We start from the raw sequence: 14983 nt of genomic DNA on the forward strand, positions 1-14983 counted from the left end.
GGATTCTTCACATATGAACAGCTCTTGGCCATTCATGGTACATATTCGCTTTACATAATGCTTGTTCCATCCATTGCTCAATCTCTTTCGTATACATTTCTATGAAAAATGTCTCAGACGGGAAAGAATGGAGTACTTCTGATATATATTGTGGATATAAAAACGGCATACTTATCATACCTTTTAATTGCGTCATAAACATTGTAAATGATACTTTCTGAAATTCTTGTTTCATTTGTCCTTGTCTAATCATTTGTTCTATATAATATCTTTCTTTAGAAAAATAAACGGTCATCACTTCACGAATTAATGTCGTATCAAGCGAAAGCTCTCGGTAGAAGAAACGTGTTAGTTCTCTATTTTCAAATTGATATCGTAAAATCCCGCGCACCATTTGCACCATTACATCTTTAGCCGACAAATACTCTCTCTGTTCAAACGACATTTCAATCACATGAATATATCCTTCTAAAAAATCAGTAATAAGCTGTTCTAATAAACCTTGCTTCCCAGCAAAATAATATGAAATATTCGCTACATTCACATCCGCTCGCTTTGCAATGTCTCGCACCGACGTTCCATCATAACCTTTCGTATTAAACAACGATATTGCCGCATCAATTACTTTTTGTTTCGTCTGCTTCATGCGCTCACTTCCCCTCACTGAACAGCTATAGTTTAAATTTCTTGACTTTTAAGACAAATTCCTTTAATTTTCTATCGACAAAGTCATGTGAAATACATCGTATTTTGCTAATATTTTACACATCTCGATAAAAAAGGAGCTGTTTCCATGTTTACTAAAGAAAGTTATGCAGGATCTCGTGTGCAGCAATATGAGACAGTAATTAAACAACTGGATGCGTTATTAACTGGCGAATCAAACGTAGTCGCAAACTTATCAAATGCTTCCGCATTATTAAACCAATTTTTAGATCGCGTTAATTGGGTTGGCTTTTACGTAACAGAAGGAAATCAGCTTGTCCTTGGACCGTTCCAAGGAATGCCTGCTTGCGTACGCATTCCATTTGGACGAGGCGTTTGCGGCGTAGCAGCTGAAACGAAAACAACACAGCTTGTAGCAGACGTTCACCAATTCCCAGGTCACATCGCTTGCGATAGTGCTTCTAATTCAGAAATCGTTGTACCAATTGTGAAAGAAGGAGCTGTCATTGGTGTACTTGACATTGATAGTCCTGAAAAGAATCGTTTTGATGAAGTAGATCAGCGCTATTTAGAAAAGTTTGTGGAAACACTCCTAAAACATATGTAAAAAGAAAAGAGCGAGTTATCGATTTAGTACGCCCTGTACAAAACCGATAGCTCACTCTTTTTTCATTGATTTACAGTAGATATTTTCTTTAATGCCTGCTCTAAATCAGAAACGATATCCTCCCACGATTCTAAACCGACTGATAAGCGTATTAAATTATCGAAAATGCCCATTTCTTTTCTTAGTTCAGCTGGAATCGCAGCGTGCGTCATCGTTGCTGGATGCTGAATTAACGTTTCTGTATCTCCTAAACTCACCGCAATTGTAATAAAGTGAAGATCATTAATAAACGCTTGCGTCTCTTCTTTTCCGCCTTTTACTGAAAAAGAAATAACACCGCCCCCGCGTTTCATTTGACGAGATGCTAACTCCCCTTCTGGATACCAAACACCTTCTACCGCATCATGTTTTCTTAGGAACGATACAATTTTTTCTGCATTATCACAATGACGATCCATTCTTACTGCTAACGTCTTTAACCCGCGTAATAATAACCACGCATCAAACGGTGCCATAATACCGCCGATATCCTTTCGCATCGTGCGAATCTTTTCAGCTAATGCTTTCGTTTTACAAATTGTTACGCCCGCTACAACGTCACCGTGACCACCAATATATTTTGTCGCACTATGCACAACAGCGTCACAGCCAAGCTCAAGCGGTCTTTGTAAATAAGGTGAACAAAATGTATTATCAACAATAACAAGTAAGCCTTTTCGCTTCGCAACCCGAATCACTTGTTTTAAATCAATTAATTTCATCGTTGGATTAATTGGTGTTTCAACGAAAATAAGCTTTGTATTTGGGCGAATTTTATTTTCAATATCAGCCTCTGTCTCCATATCACAAAACGAATGCGTAATCATAAATTTTTCTTCTAACACTTCTAAAAAACCGTACGTGCATCCGTATAATCCATTTGAACAAATAATATGATCTCCAGCCTTTAAAAAACCGATTAAAGTCGCTGAAATAGCTGCCATACCAGACCCGAAGGCAAGTGCCTCTTCTCCTCCTTCTAACACCGCCATACGTTCTTCAAATAATTTCACAGTTGGATTTCCAAGCCGTGAGTAAATATAAGATGGATCCACTCCCGCAAAACTCGCCTCTCCTTGCTGCGCAGTCTCAAATGTAAATGTAGAAGTTTGAAATAAAGGTGGTGTTAAACTTCCTTTATGTTCCTCAGGTGTATAACCGTGATGAATTAACGCTGTCTCCATATGCTTCTTTTTCATAAAAACATCCCCCTTATGTTTTTATTGCCGCATATTCATCCATAAAAATTTGATGAACGTTTCCCTTCATTTTATGTAAGCGTTTTATTTGTGTTTCTATCTCTTCTTCTATATTGTTTTAAATTCCTTCTTATATTAATTTCCAAAATTTTTATGCATAAAACAAAAACGTACTCGCTTGACGAAACTCTGGGTAAAAGATATAATAGCGTTTGTGTAAAATAAAAAGGCAGCCTTGTAATGTGAGTTTATCGTTTGTATTTTGTTCCTCTACGGAGGTGTATCTCGTAACTCCCTGCTGCTGGAGCGAAGGTACATGAAAACAAAATGCCCGTAAATATCGATTACGTCTGTTTTTATTTTACGTAAATAAAAACATTTTTAAAGGAGGAGTCAACTATGGCTCGTTATACAGGTCCAGCTTGGAAACTGTCTCGTCGTCTTGGAATCTCTCTAAGCGGCACAGGAAAAGAATTAGAAAAACGCCCTTACGCACCAGGTCCTCACGGTCCTAACCAACGTAAGAAACTTTCAGAATACGGTTTACAATTACAAGAGAAACAAAAACTTCGTCACATGTACGGCATGACTGAGCGTCAATTCCGTCGCACATTTGACCAAGCAGGTAAAATGCCTGGTAAGCACGGCGAAAACTTCATGATCCTTCTTGAAGCTCGTCTTGACAACTTAGTTTACCGTATGGGCTTAGCTCGCACTCGTCGTGCAGCTCGCCAATTAGTAAACCACGGTCACATCATGGTTGATGGCGCTCGCGTAGATATCCCATCTTACCGTGTAAAACCTGGTCAAACTATCAGCGTTCGCGAAAAATCTAACAGCCTTGTTGTTGTTAAAGAAGCGATCGAAGTTAACAACTTCGTACCAGAATACCTAACTTTCGATGCTGACAAATTAGAAGCTACTTACACTCGTCACGCTGAGCGTTCTGAGTTACCAGCTGAAATCAACGAAGCATTAATCGTAGAGTTCTACTCTCGTTAATCTCGGTACTCTGCAAAGAGTATTATTAAAAGCCTTAGGAACCTTGTTTATCAAGGGGCCTGGGCTTTTTTTATTGAATATAGCCGATTATATGTATAAAAACAAAACAATGTAACAAAATAAAACTTAACCCTCTCTCTAGAATTTCATCCATTTTTTATCCACATTAATAAAAACCTCCCCCCTTCTTCTAACACTAAAAAAACACTACATTCTACCCCACAACTCATTTTTCTTTGCTGTACTCTCCTTTTGTTAACATGATTTTTACAACGTATTTATTTGTACATAATCTATACCTTCCCTTTTTCTATTTACATTCAACTTAAAAACCTCTTCATCACCCGAGCATCTGAATAAGATTAAAAAAACTTAATGAACAATTATCTCTTTAACTGCCGAATTATTAGAATATTCCATTTACAATCCCTTCCTTAAATTGGTATTATTTTCTTGTAAGAGGAGGGAAAGTTCATGTCTTTAAATATGTATCTCGGTGAAGTACAAGCTCAAACAGAAAGTATGAACTCTTTCTGTACCACTACTATTCAAGGTATGGAACAAATTATTCATTCTATTGACGCTTTTGCATTGGATACTGTTCTACAAGGACAAACATATAGCAGTGCAAAAGCATATTTCTTACAAACCTTTCGTCCGTTAGCACAAGGAATCATTTACTTATGCGAAGAATTAATCCGTCAGAATAATGCATTTCCAAATCAATTTCAATCACAGGTCGCTTCTACAGATATAATTGAACAAGAGATATTAGAACAAATTCGAGAAATTGACCGAATGATAGCAAGTACGGAAGCAATCAATCAAGCTATGCCTATCTCGGGCATGGATGCTATAGTAAATCTATTTGCTGACATGAGGCGTAAACTTCAAGAAAAGCTAGAGCACCTATATGAATTTAATCAAACATCTAGTGATAACTATAATACAGCGATTCAATTAGCCGCTAGTATCACGACAGGTTTAGCTGAAGTACAAAGCGGAAAAGGTTTTAGTCCCGTCAGTGGTACATTTAGTACACAAGGGTTGAATATGGAATGGATAACCTCTATTCAAAAAATTGCAGAGGAAAGAGTTCAAGAAGCCGAAATAAAAAAAGAAATTGAAGAAAAAATGGCTTTGCAGGAACAAGAAGCTAATAGACCGTGGTACCAAAAAACAGCTATTGGCGCTTGGGAATTCTTCCAAGGAATTTGTAATTCAGCTGCTGAAAACTTTACAGGCGTAGAATTACCAATGGGCAATGAATTAGAAAACAAAACAACCTTTCAAGTCGGAAATCTTGTGGGGAATTTTGTATCAGGGGTAGGATCTATTTTTGAAATTTTGGGCGGTATAGCTATTGTAACAGGATCAAATGTTGGAACCGTATTGTTAGAAGGAGTAACTTTCGGGGCAGCATCACCAATTGTTATCCCAGCTGATTTAGCTCTTACAACCGCTGGAGCAGGTGTTGCTACACATGGTGCATTTGTATGGTATAATACCGTTCAAAATAGTATCGATACTTTGCAAAGGTTTCAGTATTCTTTTGGTAAGTCTGGCGAAAGAGTTATGCAGACAGTAAAACCTAACTACAAAGACTATGTAAAAGCAGAGAAAGGACAAAGACCGCCAAATTTTACTCCTAAAGGAGCTAAGAGAGGTGGAGCTTTCAACGAAGCTAAGAGAGCAAGCGGTATTCCTGTTAATGAACAGCCAACTAAGGTGACACCAGCTGTAGATAAAAGAGGGAACCCTATTCCTGGAAGAGACTATCATTTCAAAGATGGTAAGATTATAAGAGAGCATTCAGGCGGTCATACTTATCCAGATGATCCATCTCAAAATAGAGGATCACATTTCAATGATATACATGGGAATCATTATGACTATTAAAATTGAGGTGGTAAAATGAAGTGTTGGAATGAAGTAGAAGAAGATGCATTCTCATACTACAAATGGTTTAGTAAGGATGAAGCAATCAAAAGAGTCGGGAATTTACCAAATTTAAGTTTATTCAGTGTTAATGGCTCCATGTTATTTAGCTCAGATGAAAAAAAACAATTCAAAGAAGTATGTGGCACTGAAATCAAGCAAGTATTTATGAAACATGATTTGACTAATGTCTACAAATTCTACTTGCTTGCAGCTATTGAAATCAAAGACAAAAACTCTAAAATTGAAAAATACCGAAAGGTATGGAAAGCTCTTCAAACCAAATGGAAACTTGAGGGATTTAATAAGGGTCCAGAAGTTGAAATGGAAACTGGAGGAACAACTTTCTACTCAAGTATTGCAGAGTTTTGTCTTGAGAAACTTCCAGATGCCATTGAAATAGTTTCTAGTAATCCTAAAAGATTTACAATCATTGCAAGTAAAAATAATGATATAATTGCGGAAGAAAATGTTAGAAAAATCTTCAAAAAAGCATTTAATGAATATAACAAATGGAAAGATGAAATAGATTATTTTAACCTTTCCATTCATCTCTGCCCAAAAGATGATATAGTTTTTAGATGGGGAGATTCGTTAGAGGAAGCGGAAATAGCTGCTATATTTAAAGGAGATATACTTACACTTTTAAATAGCTAACTGCAAAATCTTGCTAAAAATAACTACATTTCAATTAACAATTATAATATTTGAATAGAATTAAACTAAGAAAAATCCGACTCACAAAAGACGGATTTCTTCATGTATCTAAAATGTATACTGCTTTATTTGATCTAATACTAAAAATTAGGGAGGAGTAATTTTTGGCGTATTCATTAAAACCTGAAATACAAGCCAGTCTTACAAAAATTGATTTTATTAAGAGATATAAAGCCTTATCAGAAAAATTTTCTGATAGAGAAAATACATTTGAAAACTATGAAAATGAAAAAGCAATTGCAGTATTTGAGTCTCTTGGCTATAAAGCTCGTTTTATGAAAAAAGAAAACTTTTTTAGAGTAGGAGAAGTAAAAAACAAAGATATCTATACTTTCAGGTTCAATATTAGCTTGAAATATGGACTCGTTGAATTTATTTGGGAGGCATGGCACACTGGTGAAGTTAGAACTGGAACATCTTGGGCTATGTTTGTAGACGTATTATCCAATGATACAGAAAAAATACTTCGTCCATGCTTCCACAGTTACGATGAACTCAAAGAAATCATGAAAATTGCCTTTGAAATGTACGAAGATTTTAAACAAGAATTAATTCCTATTTATTCATGATTTCACCTTAAAGATATATGAAGTAATGACCCAAAAACAAGGACAGACTTAATATTTTAGGGGGAATAACTTTTGCCTTATTCATTACAACCTGAAATACAATCCAGTCTTGCAAAAATTGATTTTATTCAGAGATATAAAGCCCTATCAGAAAAGTTTTCTCATAGGGAAAATACACTTGAAAACTATGAAAACGAAAAAGTAATTGCAGTATTTGAGTCTCTTGGCTATAAAGCTCGTTTTATGAAAAAAGAAAACTTTTTTATTGTTGGTGAAGTAAAGAACAAGGATTTCTATACTTTCAGATTCAATATCAGCTTAAAATATGGGCTTGTTGAGTTCATTTGGTCTGCAAGGTATAATGGTGAAGTTAGAGTTGGGAATTCATGGGATATGTTTGTAAAAGTATTATCCAATGGTTCTGAAAGATTGCCGGCAGTATGCTTCCACAGTTACGATGAACTCAAAGAAATCATGAAAATTGCCTTTGAAATGTACGAAGATTTTAAGCGAGAATTAATTCCTATTTATTCATAATTCAAAAAGCTACCGAAGACGCCAAAACAGTTACTTCGAGTAGCTCTTATTTATATATATTAAAATTATTTATTTTCCTCTTTCTGAACATATACATAAGCATCTTTCTGCTCTTTATGTACATCCACCTTAGAATTCTCTGCAAGCTGACCCGCATTTAGCAAAGAAAAAATAATGAGCGCTTCTAGTGACATTTTGTTTTACCACTCCTTTCTAGTTATTATACATTTATCATACCGCTTACATGTGATTTCCGTATGAACTCGAAAAGGAGATTAAAACAAAAAAGCTTTGAGGAATTTCCTCAAAGCTTTTTATTTATTAGTAACGAATTAAGAAATATTTCTTCTTACCGCGGCGAATGATTGTGAATTTACCTTCGATGCGGTCGTTTTCTGTTACAACGTAGTCTAACGCTTGTGTACGCTCACCGTTTACGTAGATTGCGCCGTTCGTTACATCTTCACGTGCTTGACGTTTTGATGGAGAGATTTTGCTTTCTACAAGTAAGTCGATTAATACTGTATCTTCTGCAGTACGTTCTACAGATGGTACGTCTTTGAATCCTTGCTCGATTTCGCTTGCAGTTAGTTCTGCTACAGAACCGCTGAATAATGCAGCTGAAATTTTAATCGCTTGCTCTAATGCTTCTTCGCCGTGAACAAGTTTTGTCATTTCAGAACCTAATGCCTTTTGTGCTGCACGTTTTTCTGGCGCTTCAGCTACTTGTTTTTCAAGCTCAAGAATTTCTTCATGAGATAAGAATGTGAAGTATTTTAAGTATTTAACAACGTCGCGGTCATCTGTGTTAATCCAGAATTGGTAGAACTCGTAAGGAGTTGTTTTCTCTGGGTCTAACCAAATTGCGCCGCCTTCTGTTTTACCAAACTTCGTACCGTCAGATTTAGTAACTAGTGGAATTGTTAAACCGAATGCTTTCGCATCTTCTTCTGATTTACGGATTAATTCAAGACCAGCTGTAATGTTACCCCATTGGTCACTACCACCGATTTGTAGGCGGCACTTATGGTGTTGGTATAAGTTTAGGAAGTCGTATGATTGTAAAATCATATAACTAAACTCAGTAAATGAAATACCAGTTTCTAAACGAGATGCTACTGTATCTTTTGCTAACATATAGTTTAAACCGAAGTTTTTACCGATATCGCGTAAGAATGAAATGACATCTAAGTTACCAAGCCAGTCATAGTTGTTAGCCATTGTTGCTGGGTTGTCCACGTTTTCGAACTCTAAGAAGTTTGAAAGTTGGTTTTTAATGCTTTCTGTGTAGTAAGCAACTGTATCTTTCGTATTTAATGTACGCTCTGCTTTTTTACCACTTGGGTCACCGATCATACCAGTACCACCGCCAACAAGTGCGATTGGTTGGTGACCAGCTAATTGGAAACGACGTAACATTAATACTGGTAACATATGACCGATGTGTAAGCTATCCGCTGTCGGGTCAAAACCACAGTATAATTTAACGCTTTCTTTTTCTAATAATTGCTCAAGGCCCTCAGCGTCTGTTTGCTGATTAATTAGACCGCGAAATTCAAGATCTTGTAAAATACCCATATCCTACATACTCTCCTTTAAGTTCATTACTGGCGTGAAGGTTAAAAACATAAAAAAATCGCCCCTTCAAATAAGGGACGATTTTGATTATCGCGTTACCACCCTAGTTGTAGACCAAAAAAAGCCTACCACCTTATTTACATAACGGCTTAGCACCGTCTCTTCCCTTTTGAATACAATTCAATCGAAAAAAGATGCTCTAGGGGCGTAATTCGCGATCATCTATGTGCTGATTTTCACCGGCCATCAGCTCTCTAAAACAGGGAAATGATCACTACTTCTCCCTTTCCACGCTCAATTATTCATATACTTTTCTTTATACCATCATTTATATAGGCGTGTCAAATAGAGGTCAGGTTTCCCTTCTTGTCAATCCTTTACAACGTCGCAAGAAGTAATTTATTAGACATATAAAAGCCTCCCTCATCTATTCTTTCATAAATGTATACAGACGAGGAAGGCACTTCGTTCAAATATTATTTTAGTTTTTTTATAATCTTTGCAGGATTCCCGCCAACTACTACATTATTAGGCACATCTTTCGTTACGACAGCACCAGATGCGATCACCGCATTGTCTCCAATTGTTACACCTGGATTAATAATTGCTCTTCCGCCAATCCATACGTTATCGCCAATTGTAACTGGTTTTCCGTATTCTGATCCGCTTATACGCTCTACCGGATCAAGTGGGTGCGTTGCTGTATAAATGTGAACACCTGGAGCTAACATACAGTTCACTCCGATTGTTACCGGGCATACGTCTAAAATCGTACAGTCAAAGTTCGCGTAAAAATTTTCACCGACATGAATGTTATAGCCGTAATCACATCTAAAAGAAGATTCAAGATGAATATTATCTCCTGTCGTTCCGAATAATTCTTTTACGATTTCGCTACGCTCTTTTAATTGCTCTTCTGGCGTATCATTTAATTTTCTCGTTAATATACGTGCTTGCTCCCTCTCTTGTACTAAAACTGGATCAGCCGGTATGTACATTTCCCCATGTATCATCTTTTCTTTTTCTGTTGTCATTTTATTATCCCCTTTAACTCGTATATATAAGTTTTACTTTTATTTTACATCAACAAATATTTTTTTCAACCATAGCCTTTTATGCAAGCCAGTCCTTTTTTGATAACACATAATGGTTTTCCAAAAATATTTTATCGTATTTAGGGAATGGGCGTTTCACTTGTTTCTCTAATTTAAATCCGATTTTCTCCATAGATTTGCATGAATTTATATTATTATCCCAAGCCTGCGCATGAACTTCATCCACTTGTAGAGTTAAAAATATATAATTATATATTAAATTTCTTGCTTCTCGATTGACACCTGCACGCCAAAATTCACGCGCAATCCGCTGGGCCTCTGAACTTACAATTAACTTTTTATTTTCATTCATCGTTGGTATAGCGATCCAATATGTCCCTATCATTTTCTTTGATTGTTTCATTATAATTGACCAAGCCATGATATCCTTCAAATCTTTATAAGTGTGTAACAGCTCTTTAACCTCATTACTATCTTTCGGGATTGTATTCCCTGTCCAATGATGCATATCAGGATCCTTCATTACCTCATACCATTCGGTGTAATCTTTTTCGGGTTCTACAGAACGTAAATATACTATGTCTCCTTCTAAAATTGGTATCTTCATATACCTTATCTCCTTTACTATTCACAAAAAGAAAGGTCTGAACGTTATTTCGTTCAGACCTTTCTCTCTTAATCTTCCATCGTTGATAAGTCACCTGTTGGTAAATTCAGCTCCCACGCTTTTAATACGCGGCGCATAATTTTACCACTTCTCGTTTTCGGTAATTTATCTCTAAATTCAATTTGTCGTGGCGCTGCATGAGCTGCTAGGCCTTTCTTTACAAATTGACGAATTTCTTCTTTTAATTCATCAGATGGTTCGTATCCTGCTCGAAGTGCGATAAATGCTTTAATAATTTCGCCGCGCACCGGATCAGGAATACCAATTACACCAGCTTCTGCAACAGCAGCGTGCTCAATTAATTTACTTTCTACTTCAAACGGACCAACGCGCTCACCTGACGTCATAATTACATCGTCAATACGCCCTTGGAACCAGAAGTATCCATCTTCATCCATATAGGCAGAGTCACCTGATACGTACCAATCTCCCGGCATGAAATAAGATTCATATTTTTGCTGGTTATTCCAGATCCCGCGCATCATAGATGGCCAACCTTTCGCAATTGCTAAGTTACCCATTGTGTAAGGAGGCACTTCATTTCCTTCATTATCAACAATCGCTGCTTTCACACCTGGAATTGGTTTACCCATTGAACCTGGACGGATTTCCATACAAGGGTAGTTACAAATTACTTGTCCACCTGTTTCTGTCATCCACCACGTATCATGAATACGAAGTCCAAATGCATTCATACCCCAGCGAATTACTTCTGGATTTAACGGCTCACCAACGCTTAATACGTGACGAACTTGTGATAAGTCATATTTTTTAATTGCGTCTTGTCCAGCTCCCATTAACATACGGAATGCTGTTGGTGCGCTGTACCAAACCGTCACACCGTAATCTTGCAGTGCTTCATACCAAGCTTCTGGACTAAAGCGTCCACCTAAAATAACATTTGACGCTCCAACTAACCACGGTGCGAAAATACCGTAAGCTGTTCCAGTTACCCAGCCCGGGTCAGCAGTACACCAATATACATCGTCTTCTTTTAAATCTAATACCCACTTCGCCGTTTGATAGTGCTGAACCATTGCGTTTTGCGCATGAAGCACACCTTTTGGCTTACCAGTAGAACCAGACGTGTAATGTAGAATCAAACCGTCTTCACGGCCTAACCATTCAATATGTAATTCTTTTGAAGCTTGTTCAAATAACGGATTGAATGCTACCGTTTTACCGCCTTCTTCTACATTATCTCCAACAAGGAAAACTGTTTTTAAAGCCGGTAAATCATTTAATGGTACGCGCTCTAATAATTCAGGCGTTGTAATTAACACCTTTGCTTCGCTATCTTCTAAGCGATCGCGAACTGCGCCTTCCATAAATGCTTCAAATAGCGGTCCAACAATTGCTCCTAATTTCACTGCACCTAAAAGTGCGAAATATAACTCTGGAGAACGTGGCATAAAAATAAAAACGCGATCGCCTTTTTCTACATCGCCATAATTCTTAAGGACGTTTCCTGCTTTATTAGAAAAATCCTTCATTTCCTTAAATGTATATTTCTCTTTTCGCGATCCATCTTGATAATAAAGAGCTACTTTATTCTTTCGATCGGATTTCGCATGCTTATCAATTGCCTCATACGCCATATTTACTCGGCCTGTTTCATTCCAAGTAAAGTTTTTATTAACCTCTTCCCAGTTAAAATTCGCGTATGCCTCATCATAATTCGGCAAATTATTTTCTCCTTTAATGACAGGAAGCGTTTCTACTTTCATACTTTACATCCCCCTCCTATGTATTCTATTATCTATTATAATAACATTATTTAAAATTTTCAGTATATTTGTTGATTTTTAGACAAATTTTTAATGACAAATTTCGATTCACATCGCATATATTATAAAGTACGATATTAATAGATTCACAAACCCTCAAGGTGGTGAGCAATACATTGATTCATAAAAAAATATATAATGCTAGAAACTTAAAAACAGCGAAAGGCACTTTAATTATTGAAGGTCCTGTCTCTACACATAACTTAGAAATGTATGAGTTTCATCCAGACTTAATTGCGTTTCGTCCTGCCGAGCAACAATATAAAGCAATTGTCGAAATTTCTAAATTACCAGAAGCTCGTCTCATTATTGCTAGACATGACCAAACAATTGTTGGATATGTTACATACTTGTATCCTGATCCACTTGAACGATGGTCAGAAGGAAAAATGGAAAACTTAATTGAGCTTGGGGCAATTGAAGTAGTCCCAGCCTTCCGCGGGAGTTCTGTCGGAAAGAACTTACTAGAGGTTTCTATGATGGACGATTATATGGAAGATTACATTATATTGACGACTGAATATTATTGGCACTGGGATTTGAAACAAACAGGATTGAATGTGTGGGAATACCGAAAAGTAATGGAGAAGATGATGAATGCTGGCGGGTTACAATGGATGGCTACAGACGATCCTGAAATTTGTTCACATCCTGCCAACTGTTTAATGGTCCGCATCGGTAAACGCGTTGATACGGATTCTATTCAAGCTTTTGATCGTCTACGTTTTCACAATCGTTTTATGTATTAATAAAGGGGGCAACTGGAATGATTGTAGAAGAAATTATGAATCAAAATGTAGTTACATTACATCCAAACGATACAATCGAAACAGCAATCCGAACGATACGCACGAAAGGCATTCGGCACATTCCAATTGTCGATCAAAATAATCACGTCGTAGGCATTATTTCTGATCGGGATGTAAGAGATGCAAGTCCGTCTATTCTAGATGAACAAGTTTCACTCGATATGCTACAGCAACCGCTCGAACTTATTATGAAACATCCTGTTATGACTTGCCATCCTCTCGATTTCGTTGAGGAAATTGCTACTTTATTTTTTGAAAATAAAATTGGCTGTCTTCCTGTTACAAAGGCCGGGAAGTTAGTTGGAATCATTTCTGAATCTACAGTATTACACACGTTAGTAAAATTAACAGGAGCACATCAACCAAGTTCGCAAATTGAAATTCAAGTAAAAAACGAACCTGGTATTCTTGGAAAAGTCGTTGCTATTTTTAGTGATTTACAAATAAATATCGTGAGCGTTCTCGTCTATCCAGCAAAAGATGAGAATGATAAAGTACTCGTTTTCCGCATTCAAACGATGAATCCTCTAAAAGTGATTGATGCACTTGAAGCAGAAGGCTACCGCGTATTATGGCCAAACATCATGGGGATGCAGGCATGAGTAGCGCGTTTATTTATTCGGATGACTTTCGGGGCTATTCATTTAGCCCTGATCATCCTTTTAACCAACTGCGCGTCACACTTACGTATGATTTATTACAAAAGGGCGGTTTCATCTCTCCCTCTCAAATCATCTCACCACGGACGGCTACAGATGAAGAAATCGCCTACGTTCATACAGAGGAGTACATAAATGCGGTAAAACGTGCTGGAGAAGGAAAGTTAGAAAAATCAATTGCGATGACATATGGACTCGGAACAGAAGATACACCGATGTTCCCAAATATGCACGAAGCAAGCGCATTGCTCGTTGGTGGTACATTAACAGCTGTCGATGCTGTTCTTTCTGGGAAAGTAAAGCACGCGCTTAATTTGGGCGGCGGCTTACATCACGGCTTTCGCGGCAAAGCATCTGGCTTTTGTATTTATAACGACAGTTCTATCGCAATGAAATATATTCAAAAGAAATACGGTTTACGCGTCTTATATATTGATACAGATGCTCATCACGGTGATGGCGTACAGTGGTCGTTTTATGATGACCCTAACGTATGCACCATTTCATTACATGAAACTGGTCGCTATTTATTTCCTGGAACTGGCGCTGTAAATGAACGCGGACAAGGTAATGGCTATAGTTATTCTTTTAACGTTCCACTCGATGCTTTTACAGAAGATGAATCGTTCTTAAAATCATATCGAACTGTTGTAAAAGAAGTTGCAGCGTACTTTAAACCGGATATTATTTTAACGCAAAATGGTGCTGACGCACATTATTATGACCCACTTACACATCTTTGTGCGACAATGAATATTTACCGTGAAATACCGAAGCTAGCTCGTGAAATTGCTAATGAATATTGCGACGGTCGCTGGATCGCTGTCGGTGGCGGTGGCTATGATCACTGGCGCGTCGTTCCAAGAGCTTGGGCACTCATTTGGCTCGAAATGAACAACATCCAAAACATCTCAGGTTATCTCCCTCCAGAATGGATTGAAGCTTGGAAAGGACAAGCAGAAACAGAACTTCCCCTCACATGGGAAGATCCAGACAACATGTATAAACCTATCCCCCGTAAACCAGAAATTGAAGAAAAAAACGCATTAACTGTAGCGAAATCCCTTGAAATTATTCGGAATAATATGACAAAATCTTTGTACTAAACGAAAAGGAGGCTCGTTTTTGAATAGCCTCCTTTTATTTATTGTCGG

At 37.2% G+C, this 14983-nt stretch carries 16 protein-coding genes and 1 other annotated feature; of the genes, 9 read left to right on the forward strand and 7 right to left on the reverse strand.

Going from position 1 to position 14983, the window contains the following annotated elements; genetic code table 11:
- Positions 1-7: 7 nt before the first annotated feature.
- Positions 8-646, reverse strand: a complete 639-nt coding sequence (gene refZ / locus ACTFP3_RS16660; RefSeq protein WP_000814923.1) for a forespore capture DNA-binding protein RefZ — start codon at positions 644-646, stop codon at positions 8-10.
- Positions 647-793: 147 nt separating this feature from the next.
- Between refZ and ACTFP3_RS16665 the strand changes: the two genes are divergently transcribed.
- Positions 794-1273 (forward strand): GAF domain-containing protein, encoded by a 480-nt coding sequence (locus ACTFP3_RS16665; RefSeq protein WP_000494340.1) that lies wholly within the window; start codon positions 794-796, stop codon positions 1271-1273.
- Between the two features lie 62 nt (positions 1274-1335).
- Here ACTFP3_RS16665 and megL read toward each other — a convergent pair whose 3' ends face one another.
- Positions 1336-2511, reverse strand: a complete 1176-nt coding sequence (gene megL / locus ACTFP3_RS16670; RefSeq protein ID WP_098771141.1) for a methionine gamma-lyase — start codon at positions 2509-2511, stop codon at positions 1336-1338.
- A gap of 399 nt (positions 2512-2910) precedes the next feature.
- Here megL and rpsD point away from each other — a divergent pair, with 399 nt between their 5' ends.
- The 5 genes from rpsD to ACTFP3_RS16695 all read left to right on the forward strand — a co-directional run bounded on the left by rpsD (position 2911) and on the right by ACTFP3_RS16695 (position 7274).
- Positions 2911-3513: a 30S ribosomal protein S4 gene (rpsD, locus tag ACTFP3_RS16675; RefSeq protein WP_000135317.1), complete on the forward strand. Its 603-nt coding sequence runs from the start codon at positions 2911-2913 to the stop codon at positions 3511-3513.
- 474 nt (positions 3514-3987) lie between these two features.
- A complete protein-coding gene (locus tag ACTFP3_RS16680) occupies positions 3988-5412 on the forward strand; it encodes an HNH/endonuclease VII fold putative polymorphic toxin (protein ID WP_098771140.1) in 1425 nt (474 codons plus the stop codon).
- A gap of 15 nt (positions 5413-5427) precedes the next feature.
- Positions 5428-6108, forward strand: coding sequence for a hypothetical protein (locus ACTFP3_RS16685; RefSeq protein ID WP_000650400.1), 681 nt, complete (start codon positions 5428-5430; stop codon positions 6106-6108).
- Positions 6109-6272: 164 nt separating this feature from the next.
- Positions 6273-6737: a hypothetical protein gene (locus ACTFP3_RS16690; RefSeq protein WP_000331787.1), complete on the forward strand. Its 465-nt coding sequence runs from the start codon at positions 6273-6275 to the stop codon at positions 6735-6737.
- Between the two features lie 72 nt (positions 6738-6809).
- A complete protein-coding gene (locus tag ACTFP3_RS16695; protein ID WP_001147019.1) occupies positions 6810-7274 on the forward strand; it encodes a hypothetical protein in 465 nt (154 codons plus the stop codon).
- A gap of 65 nt (positions 7275-7339) precedes the next feature.
- Here the strand turns inward: ACTFP3_RS16695 and ACTFP3_RS16700 are convergent, their stop codons facing one another.
- The 5 genes from ACTFP3_RS16700 to acsA form a co-directional block, all read right to left on the reverse strand.
- Entirely contained in the window at positions 7340-7468 is a 129-nt protein-coding gene (locus ACTFP3_RS16700) for a hypothetical protein (protein WP_000050944.1), read from the reverse strand.
- Between the two features lie 127 nt (positions 7469-7595).
- Positions 7596-8852 (reverse strand): tyrosine--tRNA ligase, encoded by a 1257-nt coding sequence (gene tyrS / locus ACTFP3_RS16705; protein ID WP_000512076.1) that lies wholly within the window; start codon positions 8850-8852, stop codon positions 7596-7598.
- A gap of 70 nt (positions 8853-8922) precedes the next feature.
- Positions 8923-9152 (reverse strand) — a binding site (T-box leader).
- A gap of 176 nt (positions 9153-9328) precedes the next feature.
- Complete coding sequence (locus ACTFP3_RS16710; RefSeq protein ID WP_071740273.1) at positions 9329-9886, reverse strand: maltose acetyltransferase domain-containing protein; 558 nt, start codon at positions 9884-9886, stop codon at positions 9329-9331.
- A 79-nt stretch (positions 9887-9965) separates the two neighbouring features.
- Positions 9966-10514: a GNAT family N-acetyltransferase gene (locus ACTFP3_RS16715; protein WP_071740272.1), complete on the reverse strand. Its 549-nt coding sequence runs from the start codon at positions 10512-10514 to the stop codon at positions 9966-9968.
- A 68-nt stretch (positions 10515-10582) separates the two neighbouring features.
- Entirely contained in the window at positions 10583-12301 is a 1719-nt protein-coding gene (acsA, locus tag ACTFP3_RS16720) for an acetate--CoA ligase (protein ID WP_000862049.1), read from the reverse strand.
- 176 nt (positions 12302-12477) lie between these two features.
- Between acsA and acuA the strand changes: the two genes are divergently transcribed.
- From acuA to acuC, 3 genes are read left to right on the forward strand one after another with little or no spacing between them, the layout of a single operon-like run.
- Positions 12478-13110: an acetoin utilization protein acetyltransferase AcuA gene (gene acuA / locus ACTFP3_RS16725; RefSeq protein ID WP_000581388.1), complete on the forward strand. Its 633-nt coding sequence runs from the start codon at positions 12478-12480 to the stop codon at positions 13108-13110.
- 17 nt (positions 13111-13127) lie between these two features.
- On the forward strand, positions 13128-13772 hold the full coding sequence (locus ACTFP3_RS16730; protein WP_000634583.1) for an acetoin utilization AcuB family protein: 645 nt from the start codon (positions 13128-13130) through the stop codon (positions 13770-13772).
- Positions 13769-14935: an acetoin utilization protein AcuC gene (acuC, locus tag ACTFP3_RS16735; RefSeq protein ID WP_000092832.1), complete on the forward strand. Its 1167-nt coding sequence runs from the start codon at positions 13769-13771 to the stop codon at positions 14933-14935. The genes ACTFP3_RS16730 and acuC overlap by 4 nt, the downstream gene beginning before the upstream one ends.
- Positions 14936-14983 lie beyond the last annotated feature (48 nt).

It is taken from the genome of Bacillus cereus group sp. MYBK5-2 (genome assembly GCF_051915685.1).
GTDB lineage: Bacteria > Bacillota > Bacilli > Bacillales > Bacillaceae_G > Bacillus_A > Bacillus_A cereus.

What these genes read in the sequence shown, in the direction of transcription:
- refZ (WP_000814923.1), bottom strand. Translation starts at nt 646, where the DNA reads ATGAAGCAGACGAAACAAAAAGTAATTGATGCGGCAATATCGTTGTTT.
- ACTFP3_RS16710 (WP_071740273.1), bottom strand. Translation starts at nt 9,886, where the DNA reads ATGACAACAGAAAAAGAAAAGATGATACATGGGGAAATGTACATACCG.
- ACTFP3_RS16715 (WP_071740272.1), bottom strand. Translation starts at nt 10,514, where the DNA reads ATGAAGATACCAATTTTAGAAGGAGACATAGTATATTTACGTTCTGTA.
- acuC (WP_000092832.1), top strand. Translation starts at nt 13,769, where the DNA reads ATGAGTAGCGCGTTTATTTATTCGGATGACTTTCGGGGCTATTCATTT.
- megL (WP_098771141.1), bottom strand. Translation starts at nt 2,511, where the DNA reads ATGAAAAAGAAGCATATGGAGACAGCGTTAATTCATCACGGTTATACA.
- ACTFP3_RS16665 (WP_000494340.1), top strand. Translation starts at nt 794, where the DNA reads ATGTTTACTAAAGAAAGTTATGCAGGATCTCGTGTGCAGCAATATGAG.
- tyrS (WP_000512076.1), bottom strand. Translation starts at nt 8,852, where the DNA reads ATGGGTATTTTACAAGATCTTGAATTTCGCGGTCTAATTAATCAGCAA.
- ACTFP3_RS16685 (WP_000650400.1), top strand. Translation starts at nt 5,428, where the DNA reads ATGAAGTGTTGGAATGAAGTAGAAGAAGATGCATTCTCATACTACAAA.
- rpsD (WP_000135317.1), top strand. Translation starts at nt 2,911, where the DNA reads ATGGCTCGTTATACAGGTCCAGCTTGGAAACTGTCTCGTCGTCTTGGA.
- acsA (WP_000862049.1), bottom strand. Translation starts at nt 12,301, where the DNA reads ATGAAAGTAGAAACGCTTCCTGTCATTAAAGGAGAAAATAATTTGCCG.
- ACTFP3_RS16700 (WP_000050944.1), bottom strand. Translation starts at nt 7,468, where the DNA reads ATGTCACTAGAAGCGCTCATTATTTTTTCTTTGCTAAATGCGGGTCAG.
- ACTFP3_RS16680 (WP_098771140.1), top strand. Translation starts at nt 3,988, where the DNA reads ATGTCTTTAAATATGTATCTCGGTGAAGTACAAGCTCAAACAGAAAGT.
- ACTFP3_RS16730 (WP_000634583.1), top strand. Translation starts at nt 13,128, where the DNA reads ATGATTGTAGAAGAAATTATGAATCAAAATGTAGTTACATTACATCCA.